Below are 17343 nucleotides of genomic sequence, written 5' to 3' on the forward strand. Positions count from 1 at the left end.
GCGGCGGGAGGGCGTGGTACGCCCCTCCTCGCCGCGCTCACCACGGCAGCGAATACGTCTTCACGTTCGTGAAGCTCTTCATCGCTTCCTGCACGCCTTCCTTGTACCCCAGCCCCGAGTCCTTCACGCCGCCGAACGGCGTCAGCTCGAGCCGGTAGCCCGGCACTTCGCGCACGTTCACGCTGCCGACTTCCAGCTCGGTGATGAAGCGCGTGATGTGGTCGAAGCGGTTCGTGCACACCGACGACGACAGCGCATAGTCGGTGCTGTTCGACATCCTGATCGCTTCGTCGATGTCGCGGAAACGCATGATCGGCGACACGGGCCCGAACGTCTCGTATTTCACGAGCGGCATGTCGGGCGTCACGCGATCGATCACCGTCGGCGAATACAGCGCGCCGTCGCGCACGTTGCCGACCAGCAGGCGCGCCCCGCGCGCGATCGCGTCGTTCACCTGCTGCTCGCAGAACTTCGCGGCCGCTTCGTCGATCACCGTGCCCATGTCCACCGACGGATCGGCCGGATTGCCGTACGACCACGCACGCGTTTTTTCGACGACCAGCTCCGTAAAGCGATCGGCCACCGACTCGTGCACGAGCATCCGCTTGATCGCGGTGCAGCGCTGCCCCGAGTTCCTGTACGAACCCGACACCGCGAGCGTGCTCGCTTCGTCGAGATCGGCGTCTTCCATCACGATGATCGGATCGTTGCCGCCGAGTTCGAGCACCGCGCGCCGGTAGCCCATCCGCGCCGCGATCGACTTGCCGATCGACACGCCGCCCGTGAACGTGATGAGGTCGATCGCCGGGTTCGTGATCAGTTCATCGGCGATCTCCTTCGGGTCGCCGGTGAGCACCTGCAGCATCTGCGGCGGCAGGCCCGCTTCGTACAGGATGTCCGCGAACAGGTAGCACGACAGCGGCACCTTCTCGGACGGCTTCACGACGATCCGGTTGTTGGTCGCGATCGACGGCACGATCTTGTGCGCGACCTGGTTCATCGGGTGGTTGAACGGCGTGATCGCCGAAATCACGCCGAGCAGCGGATCGCGCTGCGTGTACACGCGGCGCTTCTTGCCGTGCGGGGTCAGGTCGCACGAGAAGATCTGCCCGTCGTCCTTCAGCACTTCACCGGCGCCGAACGTCAGCACGTCGGCCACGCGGCCCGCCTCGTATGTCGAATCCTTGATGCACAACCCGGCCTCGGCCGTGATCAGCGCCGCGATCTCCGCCGTGCGCGCACGCACGATGTCGGCCGCGCGGCGCAGGATCGCCGCGCGATCGTGGCGCGTGAGCGCCGGCCGGTATGCTCGCGCGACCGCGAACGCGCGCCGCACGTCGTCGAGCGTCGCCTTCGGCACGGTGCCGACCAGAGCGCCGTCGTAAGGGTTGCGCACTTCGATCACCGCGTCGCGCCACACGCGCTGCCCGTCGATACGCAACGCTTCGTGCCGCACGTCGGATGCGGGAATCGGCTTCAGGACCGTACTCATGTCGTCTCCGTTGTCGTGATGCGTGATCGTGGCCACGCCAGCGGGTGCCCGGCGCGCACTAGCGCACCACGACCAGCCCTTCGTATTCGAGGCAGCGGCACAACGTCGCCCATGCCGGCGAGTCGGGCCACTCACGCGCGCCGGGATCGATGCGGATCGGCCGTCCGAATTCGCGCGATGCACACGCCAGCAGCGTGTGCGCGATGCCGCTGCGTCGATAGGCGGGTTCCACGTACAGACGCGCAAGCGATGGCGATCGCGTGGCACCGCCGCCGTCGTCGTCGATGCCGAGCTCGCCGATCGCCTCGTCGTCGCGATACGCGACCGCCGTCGCGCGCGTGTCGTCGAACACGATGCGGATCACGCGCTCGCAGCGATCCCTGAACACGACGACGTGCATGGCCTCCTCCCTTCGCATCACGATGCGGGCGAACGCGATGCGCGCACGCCCTCCCGCGCCCGCGTACCGGGGAGTTATCCGGATCGTCCAGGGGCGACGAGTTGAGTATCGTCTTGCCACGTCGGCGCGCAGTAGTGCCAGACGACACCTTTCATTGAGTCCACATCCGCGGCGCGACGCGCGTATTCTCGCGAAACCGCGCCTCTCGCGGGCCGCGCGCACCCCACGCGCACCGCCCCGCGTTTCCCGTACCGATCACAGGAGGAAGCATGCCGAGCCGTACCCCGACCGCCCTATGGGCCCAGCAGTTCCGGCGGTCGTCGGCGTCGAGCCTGCAGGACCAGATCCGGCGGATGCTCGTGGCCGCGATCCTCGACGGCCAGCTCGCCCCCGATGCCGCGCTGCCGTCGAGCCGCGAGCTCGCCGACCAGCTCGGCGTCGCGCGCAACACCGTCGTGCTCGCGTACCAGATGCTCGTCGAGGAGGGCTACCTGATCTCGCGCGAACGCAGCGGGCACTTCGTGAACCCGAAGATGCTCGAGGGCGTGCCCGGCTTCGCGGCGGCCAAAACCGGCGAGAAACCGGACGGCAACGACAACATGCCGGGCCGCCCCGCATGGGAAAAGCGCATCGCGCATCCGCCGTCGAGGCAGCGCAACATCGTGAAGCCCGCGAACTGGCAGCACTACGAATTCCCGTTCATCTACGGACAATTCGACCAGTCGCTGTTTCCGACCAACGACTGGCGCGAATGCTGCCTGAAGGCGCTGTCGGTGATGGAAATCCGCAACTGGGCACCCGACCTGATCGAGCGCGACGACGAATCGCTGATCCAGCAGATCCGCACGCGCGTGCTGCCGCGGCGCGGCGTGTTCGCGATGCCCGACGAGATCGTCGTCACGAACGGCTGCCAGCAGGCGCTGTACCTGATCGCGGACCTGCTGTGCGGCAAGCACACGACGGTCGGCTTCGAGAATCCCGGTTATCCCGACGCGCGCAACATCTTCGAGAACCGCAACGCGCGGTTGCTGCCGCTGCCCGTCGACGGCCACGGGATCGCGCCCGATGCGCTCGCCGATACGCTGGCGCGCTGCGACTACGTGTACGTGACGCCGAGCCACCAGTGCCCGACCACCGCGACGATGCCGGTCGAACGCCGCCGCGCGCTGCTCGACTGCGCGCGGCAGCACGATTTCGTGATCATCGAGGACGACTACGAGAGCGAGAACACGTTCTCCGGCACGCCGCATCCGGCACTGAAGAGCCTCGACACGGCCGACCGCGTGATCTACGTCGGCAGCCTGTCGAAGACGTTCGCGCCGGGGCTGCGGCTCGGCTACGTGGTCGGGCCGCGCGAGCTGATCCGCGAGTTGCGCGCGCTGCGGCGGCTGATGGTGCGCCATCCGGTCGCGTATATCCAGCGTGCGTTCGCAACCTTTCTCGCGCTCGGCCATCACGACGCGCTGCTGCGCCGGCTCGCGCATGCGTACAGCGAGCGCTCGCAAGCGCTGATGGCCGCGCTCGATGCGCATCTGCCGGAAGCGCGTCATGTGCGTGTGACGGGCGGTGCGTCGTGCTGGGTCGAGGGGCCGCCGTGGCTCGATGCCACGCGCCTCGCGACCGACGCGCAGGCGGCCGGCATCCTCATCGAGCCGGGGAACGTGTTCTTCATGAACGATACGGGCGACGCGCGACGCTGCTTCCGGATGGGGTTCTCCGCGATTCCGCTCGAGCGGATCGAGCCGGGCGTGCGGGCGCTGGCGCAGTGCGTGCGGGCGCAGAAGCCGGGCGCCTGACCGGATGCGGAGAGGCGTCGTGCCACCGATGCATGACCGCCCTCGCTCCTCGTGCACAATCACGCATCCGGAAACGATCGCGACTTTCGTTGCGCGGCAAGCATGTCGCCGGTGTCGCGCGTGTCGCTCCCGTGCGACGCGCGCAGGTGCCGATCGTAACGATCGATCGGGTTGCGCTGCCGGGCAACTCACGGCCTCGCGTCTGCAGGCTGCCTTTCGGGTAGAGGCTGCGTTCACGTGCGCCGCCCCAGATCGGCACGTTGTTTCTCGCCTTGCCGTAGAACCCTGCATTCGCCACGCGCTCGCTGCATCCGCTGCACCTTCCGATACCGCGCCACCGCCTGCGCATCGTTTCCACTCGTTTAGTAAATCTAATAAAAACATTACAAATCCGTTATTCGGATTGACAGCGAATTCATACGAATCCTAGTGTTACGACGCAACACGACAGCAACAACCCACAGCGATCCCGTGATTCGATCGTCGGGATCGTCAAGGCAAAAAGGCATCTCCGACTGGAGGGGACGATCATGAGTCGATTCACGACGCTCGCGGCGTTGCTGGCCGCGGCGTGCGCATTGAGCGGGTGCGGAGGCGGTGACGGCAGCGATGGAACGGCGGCGTCGATACTGGCCGCACATCCGGCGGAATCGTCGGCCGGTGCGGCCGACACGACCAACCTCGACGACAACCGCAGCCTGTCGTTGACGCAGTATGTCGACCCGCTGATCGGCACACTCGCGAGCAATTCGCCGAACCCGGTGCCGGCGGGACAGGCCGGCAGCGTCGTGCCGGCCGCCGGGCTGCCGTCGGGCATGGTGCAATGGGCGCCCGACACCAACACCACGCCGGCGCCGAACGACAGCAAGGAACCGAACTCGCCGGCCGGTTATTACTACGACCTCCATTCGATCCAGGGTTTCAGCGTCACGCACATGCCGGGTGCCGGCTGCAGCGGCAACAACGGCGAATTCCCGGTCATGCCGACCACCGACGCAACGCGGCTCGTTCCGACCTTCAGTCATGCGAATGAAACGGCCCGGCCCGGCTACTACTCGGTCGTGCTCGATTCGCAGATCAAGGTGGAACTGACCGCCACCCTGCGCACCGGCTTCGGCAGGTTCACCTACCCGGCCGGCAAACCCGCGCTGCTGGTACTCGACGCGACACGCACCAATACGAAGACCTCGACCACCGGCGCGATTACGCAGGTTTCCGGCAGCGCCCTCTCGGGCAGCACGATCGGCGGCGGCTTCTGCGGCAACTCGGTGCCGGTGCCCGTCTACTTCTATGCCGCGTTCGACCAGGCGTTCACGTCGGCGTCGATCTCGCACGGCGTGGCGCAACTCGGCTTCCGTCCCGGCCAGGCGGTCCGGATGAAGATCGGCATTTCGTACGTCAGCGCCGCCAATGCAAAGGCCAACCTCGACGCGGAAAATCGCGGCTGGGATTTCGAAGGCGTGCGCACGCAGGCGGACCGAACCTGGAACGACCGCCTCAACGCGATCCGCGTGGCAGGCGGGACGCTCGACGCGAAGAAGAAGTTCTACACGGCGCTCTATCACGCGCTGTGGGCGCCCAGCATCTTCAGCGACGCGAACGGCCAGTACATCGGCTTCGACAATACCGTGCACCAGCTCGCCAAAGGCCAGAACGCGCAGTATTCGTCGTTCTCGGGCTGGGACATCTACCGTTCGCTGATCCAGCTCAAGTCGATCCTCAACCCGTCCGAGACCAGCGACATGATCCAGTCGCTGGTCAACGACGCCGATCAGTGCGGCGCGATTCCGCACTGGGTCAACGACAACGTCGAGGACGGCGTGATGCCGGGCGATGCCGGTTCGCTGATCGTTTCGAGTGCCTACGCATTCGGCGCGCGGCGCTTCGATACGCGCGCCGCGCTGCAGCACATGGTGAAGATGGCGAACATCCCCGGCACCGCCTGCAACAACGTGACCACCAACGGCGGCCGCGCGAGCTACCTGCAGGGCGGCTACATCACCGGCGGCGAGTGGGGGCAGGCTTCGTCGACGCTCGAATACACGAGCAGCGACTTCGCGATCTCGCGCTTTGCCGGCGCACTCGGCGATACCGCCACGCAGCGCATGCTGCTGAGCCGCTCGGCCTACTGGCAGAACCTGCTCAACACCGCGCTGACGCCGCCGCTGATCGCGGCGCGGCAATCGAACGGCGCGTGGATACCCGAAACGCCGGGCAGCGGCGACAACTACGTGGAGGGCAATGCCGAACAGTACACGTGGATGGTGCCGTACAACGCGGCGGGCCTGTTCGCGCAGCTCGGCGGCAATACGGCCGTGACGTCGCGGCTCGACCAGTTCTTCACGGTGCTCAATGCCGGCCTGAGCCTGCCGAATTTCTACATGGGCAACGAGCCGACCTTCGAGGTGCCGTGGCTTTACAACTGGGCCGCGCAACCGTCGGGCACGCAGCGCGTGGTGCAGCAGATCATGGCCAGCGCGTTCGGCACCGGCCCCGACGGCTTGCCGGGCAACGACGACCTCGGCGCCGTGTCGGGCTGGTACGTGTGGGGCGCGCTGGGCCTGTACCCGCAGATCCCCGGCGTCGCGGGCCTGGCGATCGGCAGCCCGCAGTTCCCGCAGATCGACGTGCGGCTCGGCAACGGCCACACCTGGCGGATCCGTGCCGCAGGCGCGCCGGCGTCGAACTACGTGCAGTCGCTGTCGATCGACGGTCGTGCCCACCCTGCCGCATGGGTCGCCTATGACGACATCGCCAACGGTGCGACGCTGCACTTCGCGATGGGCAGCGCACCGTCTCGATGGGGTGCCCAGGCGCAGCCGCCGTCGTTCGGCGTACCGGTGGCGCTCAACGCGGCCGACAGCTACAACAACCGCGGCTTCAGCATGGACGGTGCGACCAATACCGACGGCCAGGGCGCGGACTTCGACGGCAGCCTGTTCAGCTACTCGGTCAATGCGCTCGGCGCGGCGGGCGTGCAGCCCGGCAAGCCGTTCTCGGTGGCCGGCGCCACCGTGACGGTGGCGGGCGGGCCGCTCTCGCTCGACAACACCGTGACCGTCGGCCAAACCGTGATGCTGCCGCCGGGATCGGCCGGCACCGGCGTCGTGGTGCTCGGTTCGTCCAACAACGGCCCGAGCAGCGGGATCGCGCAGCTGAACTTCGCGGACGGGTCGAGCCAGGCCGTCACATTGGCCTTCGACGACTGGACCCTGAACGGCGGCAGCGCGAGCCCACGCTCGACGGTGGCCGTCACGATGGCCTATCGCAATGCCGGCAACGGCCAGCAGGACAACGTCAAGACCTACATCTTCGCGCAGAAGATTCCGGTGCCGCCCGGCAAGGTGGTGACGAGTATCGTGCTGCCGCGGCAGGTCAGCGCCGGCAAGATGCACGTGTTCGGTATCGGCATGACGGCGTCGTGATGCCTGCATGACCTCGGGGGTACGTCGCACGCAGCGATGTACCCCCGGCTCCTTCTGCCTGCCCGCGACGCGGTTTGAAAACCGCCGGAGCGACGCGGGTCCGGCCCCGATGCCGGTCGAATCCTTCTTCCGTCATTTCCCGGCACGCCCCGTCACCGACCTGATTCGCGACAACGTCATTCGCGCCATGCGACACGGCACGAAACCGGATCAAGCCACACAATCCGCCGGGTCGGACACCCCGTGAACGGGCGAACCTTCCCTGCATCCGCCGCTGGCCCAACCGAATCCCCCGAACTGGCGCTACCGCCAAAAACGAGCGCTCACTAACGTGTCGATACCGCGTGCCGCATGCGCGCCAGCGCCTTGCGCACCGCCCACCATTCGACAGGAGACACGTTATGTCCGATACGCTCACCGCCCCCGCCACGGCCGCCACGCTCGCGGCGTTTTCCGACGCATTCAACCGGCATGACGCGCATGCGCTGATGGGCTTCATGACTGAGGACTGCGTATTCGACGCGGCCGGCGGCCCCGACATCCACGGCACGCGCTTCGTCGGCCGCGATGCCGTGCGCGCCGCGTTCGAAGCCGTGTTCAAGACCTTCCCCGACGCGCACTGGGGCCACGGCCGCCACTACGTGACCGGCGAGCGCGGCGTGTCCGAGTGGGTGTTCACCGGCACGCACGCCGAAGGCTGGCGCATCGAGGCCGAAGGCTGCGACCTGTTCGAATTCCGCGACGGGCTGATCGCCGTCAAGCGTGCGTTCCGCAAGGAACGGCCGAAGCAGCAGGCCTGAGCGCACCACTCGGCCCCACCGTACCCGCGCGCATTTTGAAACGAATCATTTCATTTCATTCCACATTTCCCCGCAGCAGGTGGAATGACTTGACCGGCTTTTCCCGGCAAATAGCATCTGGAACAAGACGTTCCGTTAATTGAACAATCGGAGACAACCCATGAGCGAACAATCCACTTCCCTGCGTGCATCGGCCAGCGGTCCGCAGGACATGACGCCGTCCGAAGCCTTCGTCGAAACCCTCGCGGCCAACGGCGTGACCGACATGTTCGGCATCATGGGCTCCGCGTTCATGGACGCGATGGACATCTTCGCGCCCGCCGGCATCCGCCTGATCCCGGTCGTGCACGAACAGGGCGCGGGCCACATGGCCGACGGTTATGCGCGCGTGTCGGGCCGCCACGGCGTCGTGATCGGCCAGAACGGCCCCGGCATCAGCAATTGCGTGACGGCGATCGCGGCCGCGTACTGGGCACACAGCCCGGTCGTGATCGTCACGCCGGAAGCCGGCACGATGGGCATCGGCCTCGGCGGTTTCCAGGAAGCGAACCAGCTGCCGATGTTCCAGGAATTCACGAAGTACCAGGGCCACGTCACGCACCCGGCGCGGATGGCCGAATTCACCGCGCGCTGCTTCGACCGCGCGCAGGCCGAGATGGGCCCGACGCAACTGAACATCCCGCGCGACTACTTCTACGGCAAGGTCAAGGTCGAGATTCCGCAACCGCGCCGGCTCGATCGCGGCGCCGGCGGCGAACAGAGCCTCGACGATGCGGCCGCGCTGATCGCGCAGGCGAAGTTCCCGGTGATCATCTCGGGCGGCGGCGTCGTGATGGCCGATGCGATCGACGAATGCAAGGCGCTCGCCGAACGGCTCGGCGCACCGGTCGTCAACAGCTACCTGCACAACGACTCGTTCCCGGCGAACCATCCGCTGTGGTGCGGCCCGCTCGGTTACCAGGGCTCGAAGGCCGCGATGAAACTGCTGTCGCGCGCGGACGTCGTGATCGCGCTCGGCTCGCGCCTCGGGCCGTTCGGCACGCTGCCGCAGCACGGGATGGACTACTGGCCGAAGGACGCGAAGATCATCCAGATCGACGCGGACCACAAGATGCTCGGCCTCGTGAAGAAGATCTCGGTCGGCATCTGCGGCGATGCGAAGGCGGCGGCCATCGCGCTCACGCAACGCCTCGAAGGCCGCACGCTCGCGTGCGACGGCTCGCGCGGCGATCGCGCCGACCAGATCGCGACCGAAAAGGCCGCGTGGGAAAAGGAACTCGACGACTGGACGCACGAGCGCGACGCATACAGCCTCGACATGATCGAGGAGCAAAAGCACGAGAAGCCGTTCAGCGGCGGCCAGTACCTGCATCCGCGCCAGGTGCTGCGCGAGCTCGAGAAGGCGATGCCCGAGGACGTGATGGTGTCGACCGACATCGGCAACATCAACTCGGTCGCGAACAGCTACCTGCGCTTCAACAAGCCGCGCAGCTTCTTCGCGGCGATGAGCTGGGGCAACTGCGGGTATGCGTTCCCGACGATCATCGGCGCGAAGGTCGCCGCCCCGCATCGTCCGGCCGTGTCGTATGCGGGCGACGGCGCGTGGGGCATGAGCCTGATGGAAACGATGACCTGCGTGCGCCACAACATCCCGGTCACGGCCGTCGTATTCCACAACCGCCAGTGGGGCGCGGAGAAGAAGAACCAGGTCGACTTCTACAACCGCCGCTTCGTCGCGGGCGAACTCGACAACCAGAGCTTCGCGGCGATCGCGCGCGCGATGGGCGCCGAAGGGATCACGGTCGACCGCCTCGAGGACGTCGGCCCCGCGCTCAAGCGCGCGATCGACATGCAGATGAACGAAGGCAAGACCACGATCATCGAGATCATGTGCACGCGTGAACTCGGCGATCCGTTCCGCCGCGATGCGCTGTCGAAGCCGGTTCGCATGCTCGACAAATACAAGGACTACGTGTGAGCCCGCGTCGCTGACGCAACCGCTTCAGGCCGCGCGCATCGCCGCGCGGCCTGAACCCGGCCGGACGCCGTGCCCCGTGCGGGCCGCCGCATCCGGCCGTTTTTCCTTCCCGTTTTCCATTCCTCAGCGAGCGAACGATGAAAGCCCTCGACCGCATCCTCGAATCCGCGCGCCGCGCGCCGATGCGCATCGCGCTGTGCGAAGCGGACGATCCGCGCGTGCTGCACGCCGCCGCGCGCGCGACGCGCGACGGCATCGCGCGCATCGTGCTCGTCGGCAACCGTGCGGCCATCCACGCGGCAGCCGCGCGCGACGCGATCGATCTCGACGGCATGACGCTCGTCGATCCGGCCGACGCCCCGCAACGCGATGCGTATGCCGACGCGTTGCATGCGCTGCGCGCCAAAAAAGGCATGACCGCCGAAGCAGCGCGCGACGCGGTGCGCGATCCGTTGACGTACGCCAACCTGATGGTGCGGCTCGGCGATGCGGACGGCTCGGTCGCGGGCGCCGTGCATGCGACGGCCGACGTCGTGCGCGCGGCGATCCAGCTGATCGGCGTGGACCCGGCGTTCCGGATCGTGTCGAGCTTCTTCCTCATGATGCTGTGCGAACCGTTCCACACGATCAAGGGCGGGCTGATCTTCTCCGACTGCGCGCTCGTCGTCGATCCGGATGCCGGCCAGCTCGCCGAAATCGCGATGGCCGCCGCCGACAGCGCACAAGCGCTGCTCGGCGAGGAACCGCGCGTCGCGATGCTGTCGTTCTCGACGAGCGGCAGCGCGCATCACGCGGCCGTCGACAAGGTGACGGCCGCGACCGCGCAGGTGCGCGAACTGCGCCCCACCCTCGCGATCGACGGCGACGTGCAGCTCGACGCGGCGATCGTCGCGGAGATCGCCGAGCGCAAGATCGCGCATTCGCAGGTGGGCGGCCATGCGAACGTACTCGTGTTCCCGAGCCTCGAGGCCGGCAACATCGGCTACAAGCTCGCCGAACGGATCGGCCGCGCGAAGGCCGTCGGGCCGCTGCTGCAGGGGCTGCGCCGGCCCGCGAACGACCTGTCGCGCGGCTGCGGCGCCGACGACGTGTATCACGTGATCGCGGCAACCACCGTGCAGGCGCAGGCGGCCGCGCGACGCGCCGCGACCGGCGAGGCCGCGCACGCATGACGGCCGACAAACTTGCGATCCTGATCGCGGTGATCGGCGCCGGCAGTTATTTCCAGACCGTCACCGGCTTCGGGCTCGGGATGATCGTGATGGGCGCGACGAGCGGCTTCGGGCTGGCGCCGCTCGCCACCGTCGCCACGCTGATGAGCGTCGTGTCGCTCGCGAACGGCGCGGCCGCGTTGCCCGGCCGGCTGCATCACATCGACTGGCGCGCGGTCGGCGCGGCGACGCTCGGCATCCTGCCGTCGGTGGTCGCGGGCGTGCTGCTGCTGGAATGCCTGAGCCGCTCGGCGGCCGACCTGCTGCAACTGATCCTCGGCGCGGTCGTGCTGTACGGCGGCCTGAGCGCGGCGCTGCGCCCGACGCCGCTCACGGCGCGCTCGGACAACCGCAGCTTCTTCGTCAGCGGCCTGTTCGGTGGGCTGCTGAGCGGCATGTTCGGCGTGTCGGGGCCGCCGCTGATCTTCCAGTTCTACCGGCAGCCGTTGACGCTCGTGCAGATCCGCTGCGCGCTGATCGTGCTGTTCACGACGACCTCGGCCACGCGGGTGCTGTACAGCGCATGCGAAGGCCAGATCGATCGCGACATCTGGCTGCTGGCCGCGATCGCGACGCCGGTCGTGATGCTGACGACGGTCGCCGCGCGCCACTACCCGCCGCCGCTGTCGCCGGTCGCGCTGCGCCGGCTCGCGTTCGGCGTGCTGATGGCGATCGGCATCGGGCTGATCGCGACGTCGCTGCCGCCGCTGCTGCGCGGCGCGTAGTGCCGCGCGGCGCATGCCGCATCGAACCCTCCGACGCGCGGCATTCGCGCCGCGATGCGCACGCACACTACTCGCTTCACCGCCGCGCGCCGATCCAGCGCGCGATTTCGACGAGCCGCTTCATGTCCGGCGCCGACGCAAGGTCGATCGCGAGCCGGTGCCGGTAGTACGGGCCGAGATCGAGCCCGACACCGAGCCCGAGGACGTCGACGCGGCCGGCCGCCTCCTGGCGCGCGACCACCTGCTTCAGGTGATTGTCGAGGTAGAACGGATCGTTCGCGAGCGCCGTCGCGCCGTCCATCGGGCTGCCATCCGAGATCACGACGAGGATCTTGCGCGCTTCCGGCCGCGCCGCGAGCCGTGCACACGCCCATTCGACCGCTTCGCCGTCGACGCCCTCGCGGAACAGGTCGGCCTTGAACAGCGCGGCGATGCCCGTGCGCGCATGCCGCCAGCGCGTATCCGCGTCCTTGAACACCAGATGGCCGGTTTCGTTGAGCCGGCCCGGATGGCGCGGCTTGCCGCGCGCGAGCCAGTCCTGCCGCGCGCGGCCGCCGTTCCACGCGAGCGTCGTGAAGCCGAGCACTTCGGTGGCGAGGCCGGCGGCATCGCCGGCGCGGGCCAGCGTGTCGACCATCAGCGCGACGCCGTCGATCCACGCCTTCATCGATCCCGAGCAGTCGATCAGGAACGCGAGCGCGCAGTCCGCGTGCGGCCGCACGCGTTCGAGCCGGAACAACCGCCGTTCGGCCGGCGAGCTGACAAGCTGCGCGAGCCGGCGGCCGTCGAGGCGGCCGTGCTCCTCGCCGAACGACCAGCCGTCGACGCGCGGCACGACGAGCGCCGCGCGCAGCACCCGTGCGAGCCGCGTGACGTTGATCCGCTGCGCGGCGACCTGGCCGTCGAGCCGGTCGCGATACTCGCGCAGCAGTGCCGCGCGGATCTGCGCGGCCGGCCGGAGTTCGCGGTCGTAACGCGTCGTGTACGCGCGATAGACCGCATCGCCGCCATGCAGCACGACGCTGTCGCCCGTTTCGACGAGTGCCGGCAGGTCAATGCCCGTATCGTCGAAATCGACCCATAGCGAGAAATTCGTCAGCGCGTCGTCCTGCTCGCGTGCGTCTTCCGATGCCGTTTCGACGACGGCCGCGCGCGCGTCGCGGATCATCGCCGCAATCCGGCGCGCGAGCGTCAGCGCATGTTCCGCGAATGCGCGCTGATCGTGCCGGCAGCGCTTCAGCCCCGCGAGCGGCACGCCGATCTCCGGCACGATCGCCGCGCGCGACGCTTCGATCAGGTCTTCCGTTTCTTCGAGCACCGGCCAGCCGGTCAGCCGCGACCATGCGATCTGCGCGACCGTGTACACGAGGATCCCGACATGCGTATCGGCCTGCCCGGACCGATGAAACGCGCGCGACCAGGTTTCGAAACGATGGCGCAGGTTCTGCACGACGCCGCGCATCGCGGGTGGCGCGAGCGACTCGCAGCGCAGTTGCTCGAGCATTTCGAACAGCACGCGTTCGACCGGATCGTCGCCGGACAACGCGCGATGCAGGTCGGCGTCCGAATGCAGGATGCGCAGCGCGGCGCCGTCGACCGCGCCGCGCCACGACGCGAGATCGTCGTCGGCGGCCTGCGCGCGCAGGTGCGGCGCGTGGATCGGCAGCGGCCGCAGGTCGCGGCACACGCGGCCCGCACGGTAATGCAGCGCCGCATCGCGTGTCAGCGCACGCACGGTCGACGCGCCCAGCGCTTCGCGCGCCGACGCGCGGCGCGCGGCGTCGCGATCGGCGCTCACCGCCCGGCTCCCGGCTCGCCACCGCCGCCGGCGCGCGACGCAACCGCCAGTTCCTCGCCGAAGCAGCGCTGGTAATACTCGGCGACGACGGGCCGTTCGGCGTCGTCGCACTTGTTCAGGAACGTGAGCCGGAACGCGAGCGCCGGATCGCGGAAAATCCGGCAGTTCTCGGCCCAGTTGATCACCGTGCGCGGCGACATCAGCGTCGACAGATCGCCGGTCGCGAAGCCGTTGCGCGTCAGCTCCGCGAGGCTCACCATCGATTCGAGCAGCGGGCGGCCGGCTTCGTCGGCGAGTTCGGGCACGCGCGCACGCACGATGCCGATCTCCTCGTCGCGCGGCAGATAGTCGAGCGTGGCGACCACGTTCCAGCGATCCATCTGCGCATGGTTGAGCATCTGCGTGCCGTGATACAGCCCGTTCAGGTTGCCGAGCCCGACCGTGTTGGCGGTGGCGAACAGCCGGAACGACGGATGCGGATGGATCACGCGGTTCTGGTCGAGCAGCGTGAACTTGCCGTCGCGTTCGAGAATCCGCTGGATCACGAACATCACGTCGGGCCGCCCCGCATCGTATTCGTCGAAGATCAGCGCGACGGGCCGCTGCAGCGCCCACGGCACGATGCCTTCCTGGAACTCGGTCACCTGCACGTCGTCGCGCACGACGATCGCATCCTTGCCGACGAGGTCGAGCCGGCTGATGTGGCCGTCGAGGTTCACGCGCACGCACGGCCAGTTCAGCCGCGCCGCGACCTGTTCGATATGCGTCGACTTGCCGGTGCCGTGCATCCCCTGCACGAGCACGCGGCGGTTGCGCGCGAAGCCGGCGAGGATCGCGAGCGTGACGTCCGGGTTGAAACGGTACGCGTCGTCGATATCGGGCACGTGGTCGTCGCGCGCGCTGAACGCGGGCACCATCAGGTCCGAATCGAACCCGAACCGTTCGCGGACCGACACCATGCAGTCCGGCTTGTTCGTCACCCCTTCCATTGCGTTGCGCTCCTGTCGTTGCCTGTCGTTGTCGGCGTTTGTCGGTGTTGGCGTGTCGTTCCCTGATGCGCGGGCGTCGTTCCTTGTTTACGGAACGATTCGTTCCATCGCCGGTTATCCGTGCCGGCTTGCCGCACCCGCCGCCCCGCGCGGCCGGCCTGTCGGGCCGTTCGGTACAATGGCCGCAGTCCAGTTTCCGGAACGCCTGCCATGCTGCCCGCGGATACGCCCACGCTGCGCGCCTTCGCGCTGCTCGAACATCTCGTCCAGGCCGGCGATGCCGTGTCGCTCGCCGATCTCGTGCGCGAGGTCGATATCCCGAAGGCGTCGCTGCACCGGATGCTCGCGTCGCTCGAAGCCGGCGGCCTCGTGATCCGCGAGCCGGGCCGCAAGAACGCGTATGCGATCGGCCCGCGCCTCGCCCGGCTCGGCACCGGCGTGATGCTGCATGCGGGCGCGCGCCGGCTGCGCCATGCGATCCTCGAACGGCTCGTCGCCGATCTCGGCGAAACCTGCAACCTCACCGCGCTGCACGACACGGAAGTCGTCTATCTCGACCGCGTCGAAGCCGACTGGCCGCTGCGGCTCGACCTGAAGCCCGGCTCGCGCGTGCCCGCGCATTGCAGCGCCAGCGGCAAGCTGCTGCTCGCGCTGCTGCCGCGCGACGAGCGCGCCGCGCTGGTGCGCGCGCTGGCGCTGCCGCGCTACACGCCGAATACGATCTCCGATCCCGAACTGCTCGAAGCCGAACTCGACCGCACCGCGCACAAGGGCGTCGCGATCGACAACGAGGAATTCGTCGCGGGCATCGCGTGTATCGCGGCACCGGTCGTCGGCGACGACGGTGCGTGCATCGCCGCGGTCGCCGTGCATGCGCCCGTGTCGCGCGCGCCGCTGTCGCGGCTGCTCGACTGCGTGCCGCGCCTGCAGGAAGCGGCCGGCGCGCTCGCGGCGACCTTCTAGCGCCGCGCGGCGGCACGCGCGCAACGTCATGACGCGCGCTGGTAGTAGATGTTCTGCGGATGCCGCGCATCCGCGAAGAAGAACCAGCGTTCCGCGACCAGCCCCGCATACTGGATCACGAATGCCGCGCCGAGCACGACGGCCGCCGCGACCGACGTCGGCGCGAGCGCACCCGCGCCGGTCAGCACGAACGGCACCGCGAATGCGCCGATCAGGAAGCCGGCCTTCACCGCACGCAGCGTGCCGTTGCCCTGGCCGTGAAAGAACTCCCGCGTATTGAACGCGCTGGCCGTGAAACCGCGCGACTTCTGTTCGACCTTCTCGTGGCGAATGCCGGTCGCGCTCTGCACGGTCGACTTCGGCCGCAGCCGCGCATTGCGCGCGAGCGACGCGAGCCGTGCGACGCAGCCCGCGAGCGTCAGCACGCACGCGGCCACCGCGAGCCGGCCGACCAGCGCCGGCGCGAGCCACGCGGCGCAAGCCGTCGCCAGCGTGCAGCCCGACGCGCAGCCGAGCAGCACGAAGTTCACGAGCGTCAACGGGCTCGCCCATTCCTGCAGGAAACGCAGGCACGCGTAGATCATCGCGGTACACACGAACAGCGCGACGCTCGCGAGCGCGCCGGCCGCGCCGATCAGCAACGTGCCGGGCCAGCCGAACAGGTGGGCCGCGCCATACGCGAACGCGCACGCGAGAAACACCGGCAGCGCGATGCATTCGCGCGACAGCCACGACGTGCGCCACATCGCGATCGCGCGCCACGCGCGTTCGGGGTGGCCGAGATGGAAGAACGACGCGAACAGGCCGAGCACGCCGAGCGCGACCGACAGCGCGGCGCCGGTCACGTAGAACGCGGCGGCCACGTCGACGCCGGCCACGCGCGCGAGCGCCTCGACGCTCACGAGCGTCAACAGCAAACCCTGTGCGGCGCCGCACAGCGTGGTGAGGAAAACGACCGAAAAGGCTGGGCGCATGGCAACTCCGTCTGGTTCTGGATGAAATGCGCGGGGCTCAGCGCTGCGTCGCGAGCGACACGAGATCGACGTCGCCACGCGCCGCGCGTGCTTCGAACGAGTCGCTCTCGTCGCGGCCGGTCGACCCGCTGCCGCATCCGCCGCTGCTGCCGCACGCGCACGACGCTTCGGTCTTCACGCGCGGCAGGTAATGGTTCGACGGCCGCGTGCCCCATTCGGGCATCAACGCATAACCGCCGCGTTCGCGGATCGCGCGCGACACGTCCGACTCCGGATCGTGCACGTCGCCGAACAGCCGCGCCGACGTCGGGCACGCGAGCACGCACGCCGGTTTCCGGTCGCGTTCGGGCAGTGCGTCGTTGTCGATGCGGTCCGCGCACAGCGTGCACTTCGTCATCTCCTTGCGGCCTTCGTCGAGTTCGCGCGCGCCGTACGGGCACGCCCACGCGCAGTACTTGCAGCCGATGCACTTGTCGTAGTCGACCAGCACGATCCCGTCCGACTTGCGCTTGTAGCTCGCGCCGGTCGGACAGACGGGCACGCACGGCGGATCCTCGCAATGCAGGCACGACTTCGGGAAATGGATCGTGTCGGTCATCGGGAACACGCCCGCTTCGTACGTCTGCACGCGGTTGAAGAACGTGCCGGACGGATCGTCGTCGTACGGGCGCAGATCGGCGAGACTGCCGGCTTCGCCCGACGTGTTCCATTCCTTGCAGCTCGTCACGCAGGCATGGCAGCCGACGCACACGTTCAGGTCGATGACGAGGGCCATCTGGGTCATGGTCGTGC

13 protein-coding genes are annotated in these 17343 nt (G+C 68.4%); 7 read left to right on the forward strand and 6 right to left on the reverse strand.

Going from position 1 to position 17343, the window contains the following annotated elements; translation table 11 throughout:
- Positions 1 to 37 precede the first annotated feature (37 nt).
- Both phnY and DPV79_RS30080 read right to left on the reverse strand, forming a co-directional pair.
- Positions 38 to 1492 (reverse strand): phosphonoacetaldehyde dehydrogenase, encoded by a 1455-nt coding sequence (phnY, locus tag DPV79_RS30075; RefSeq protein ID WP_113047209.1) that lies wholly within the window; start codon positions 1490 to 1492, stop codon positions 38 to 40.
- A 58-nt stretch (positions 1493 to 1550) separates the two neighbouring features.
- Complete coding sequence (locus DPV79_RS30080) at positions 1551 to 1892, reverse strand: GNAT family N-acetyltransferase (protein ID WP_113047181.1); 342 nt, start codon at positions 1890 to 1892, stop codon at positions 1551 to 1553.
- A gap of 269 nt (positions 1893 to 2161) precedes the next feature.
- Between DPV79_RS30080 and pdxR the strand changes: the two genes are divergently transcribed.
- The 6 genes from pdxR to DPV79_RS30110 all read left to right on the forward strand — a co-directional run bounded on the left by pdxR (position 2162) and on the right by DPV79_RS30110 (position 11827).
- Complete coding sequence (gene pdxR, locus DPV79_RS30085; RefSeq protein WP_113047182.1) at positions 2162 to 3688, forward strand: MocR-like pyridoxine biosynthesis transcription factor PdxR; 1527 nt, start codon at positions 2162 to 2164, stop codon at positions 3686 to 3688.
- Between the two features lie 530 nt (positions 3689 to 4218).
- Complete coding sequence (locus DPV79_RS30090) at positions 4219 to 7113, forward strand: GH92 family glycosyl hydrolase (protein ID WP_113047183.1); 2895 nt, start codon at positions 4219 to 4221, stop codon at positions 7111 to 7113.
- A gap of 401 nt (positions 7114 to 7514) precedes the next feature.
- The gene (locus tag DPV79_RS30095) at positions 7515 to 7913 is read left to right on the forward strand and encodes a nuclear transport factor 2 family protein (protein ID WP_113047184.1); all 399 of its coding nucleotides are present in this window, start codon (positions 7515 to 7517) and stop codon (positions 7911 to 7913) included.
- Positions 7914 to 8073: 160 nt separating this feature from the next.
- Positions 8074 to 9891 carry a sulfoacetaldehyde acetyltransferase gene (gene xsc / locus DPV79_RS30100; protein WP_059494990.1) on the forward strand — a complete coding sequence of 606 codons (1818 nt, stop codon included), beginning with the start codon at positions 8074 to 8076 and terminating at the stop codon, positions 9889 to 9891.
- 137 nt (positions 9892 to 10028) lie between these two features.
- Positions 10029 to 11063, forward strand: coding sequence for a phosphate acetyltransferase (gene pta, locus DPV79_RS30105; RefSeq protein ID WP_113047185.1), 1035 nt, complete (start codon positions 10029 to 10031; stop codon positions 11061 to 11063).
- Positions 11060 to 11827 (forward strand): sulfite exporter TauE/SafE family protein, encoded by a 768-nt coding sequence (locus DPV79_RS30110; RefSeq protein ID WP_060373053.1) that lies wholly within the window; start codon positions 11060 to 11062, stop codon positions 11825 to 11827. The genes pta and DPV79_RS30110 overlap by 4 nt, the downstream gene beginning before the upstream one ends.
- A gap of 76 nt (positions 11828 to 11903) precedes the next feature.
- Here the strand turns inward: DPV79_RS30110 and DPV79_RS30115 are convergent, their stop codons facing one another.
- Positions 11904 to 13625, reverse strand: a complete 1722-nt coding sequence (locus DPV79_RS30115; protein WP_113047186.1) for a cobaltochelatase CobT-related protein — start codon at positions 13623 to 13625, stop codon at positions 11904 to 11906.
- Complete coding sequence (locus DPV79_RS30120) at positions 13622 to 14614, reverse strand: AAA family ATPase (protein WP_113047187.1); 993 nt, start codon at positions 14612 to 14614, stop codon at positions 13622 to 13624. The genes DPV79_RS30115 and DPV79_RS30120 overlap by 4 nt, the downstream gene beginning before the upstream one ends.
- A 210-nt stretch (positions 14615 to 14824) precedes the next feature.
- On the opposite strand from DPV79_RS30120, the gene DPV79_RS30125 reads away from it, so the two are divergent.
- Positions 14825 to 15577: an IclR family transcriptional regulator gene (locus DPV79_RS30125; RefSeq protein WP_021157633.1), complete on the forward strand. Its 753-nt coding sequence runs from the start codon at positions 14825 to 14827 to the stop codon at positions 15575 to 15577.
- 26 nt (positions 15578 to 15603) lie between these two features.
- Here DPV79_RS30125 and DPV79_RS30130 read toward each other — a convergent pair whose 3' ends face one another.
- Both DPV79_RS30130 and DPV79_RS30135 read right to left on the reverse strand, forming a co-directional pair.
- Positions 15604 to 16551 (reverse strand): dimethyl sulfoxide reductase anchor subunit family protein, encoded by a 948-nt coding sequence (locus DPV79_RS30130; protein ID WP_113047188.1) that lies wholly within the window; start codon positions 16549 to 16551, stop codon positions 15604 to 15606.
- 37 nt (positions 16552 to 16588) lie between these two features.
- Positions 16589 to 17335, reverse strand: a complete 747-nt coding sequence (locus DPV79_RS30135) for a 4Fe-4S dicluster domain-containing protein (protein WP_059591871.1) — start codon at positions 17333 to 17335, stop codon at positions 16589 to 16591.
- Positions 17336 to 17343 lie beyond the last annotated feature (8 nt).

It is taken from the genome of Burkholderia reimsis (genome assembly GCF_003294055.1).
GTDB lineage: Bacteria > Pseudomonadota > Gammaproteobacteria > Burkholderiales > Burkholderiaceae > Burkholderia > Burkholderia cepacia.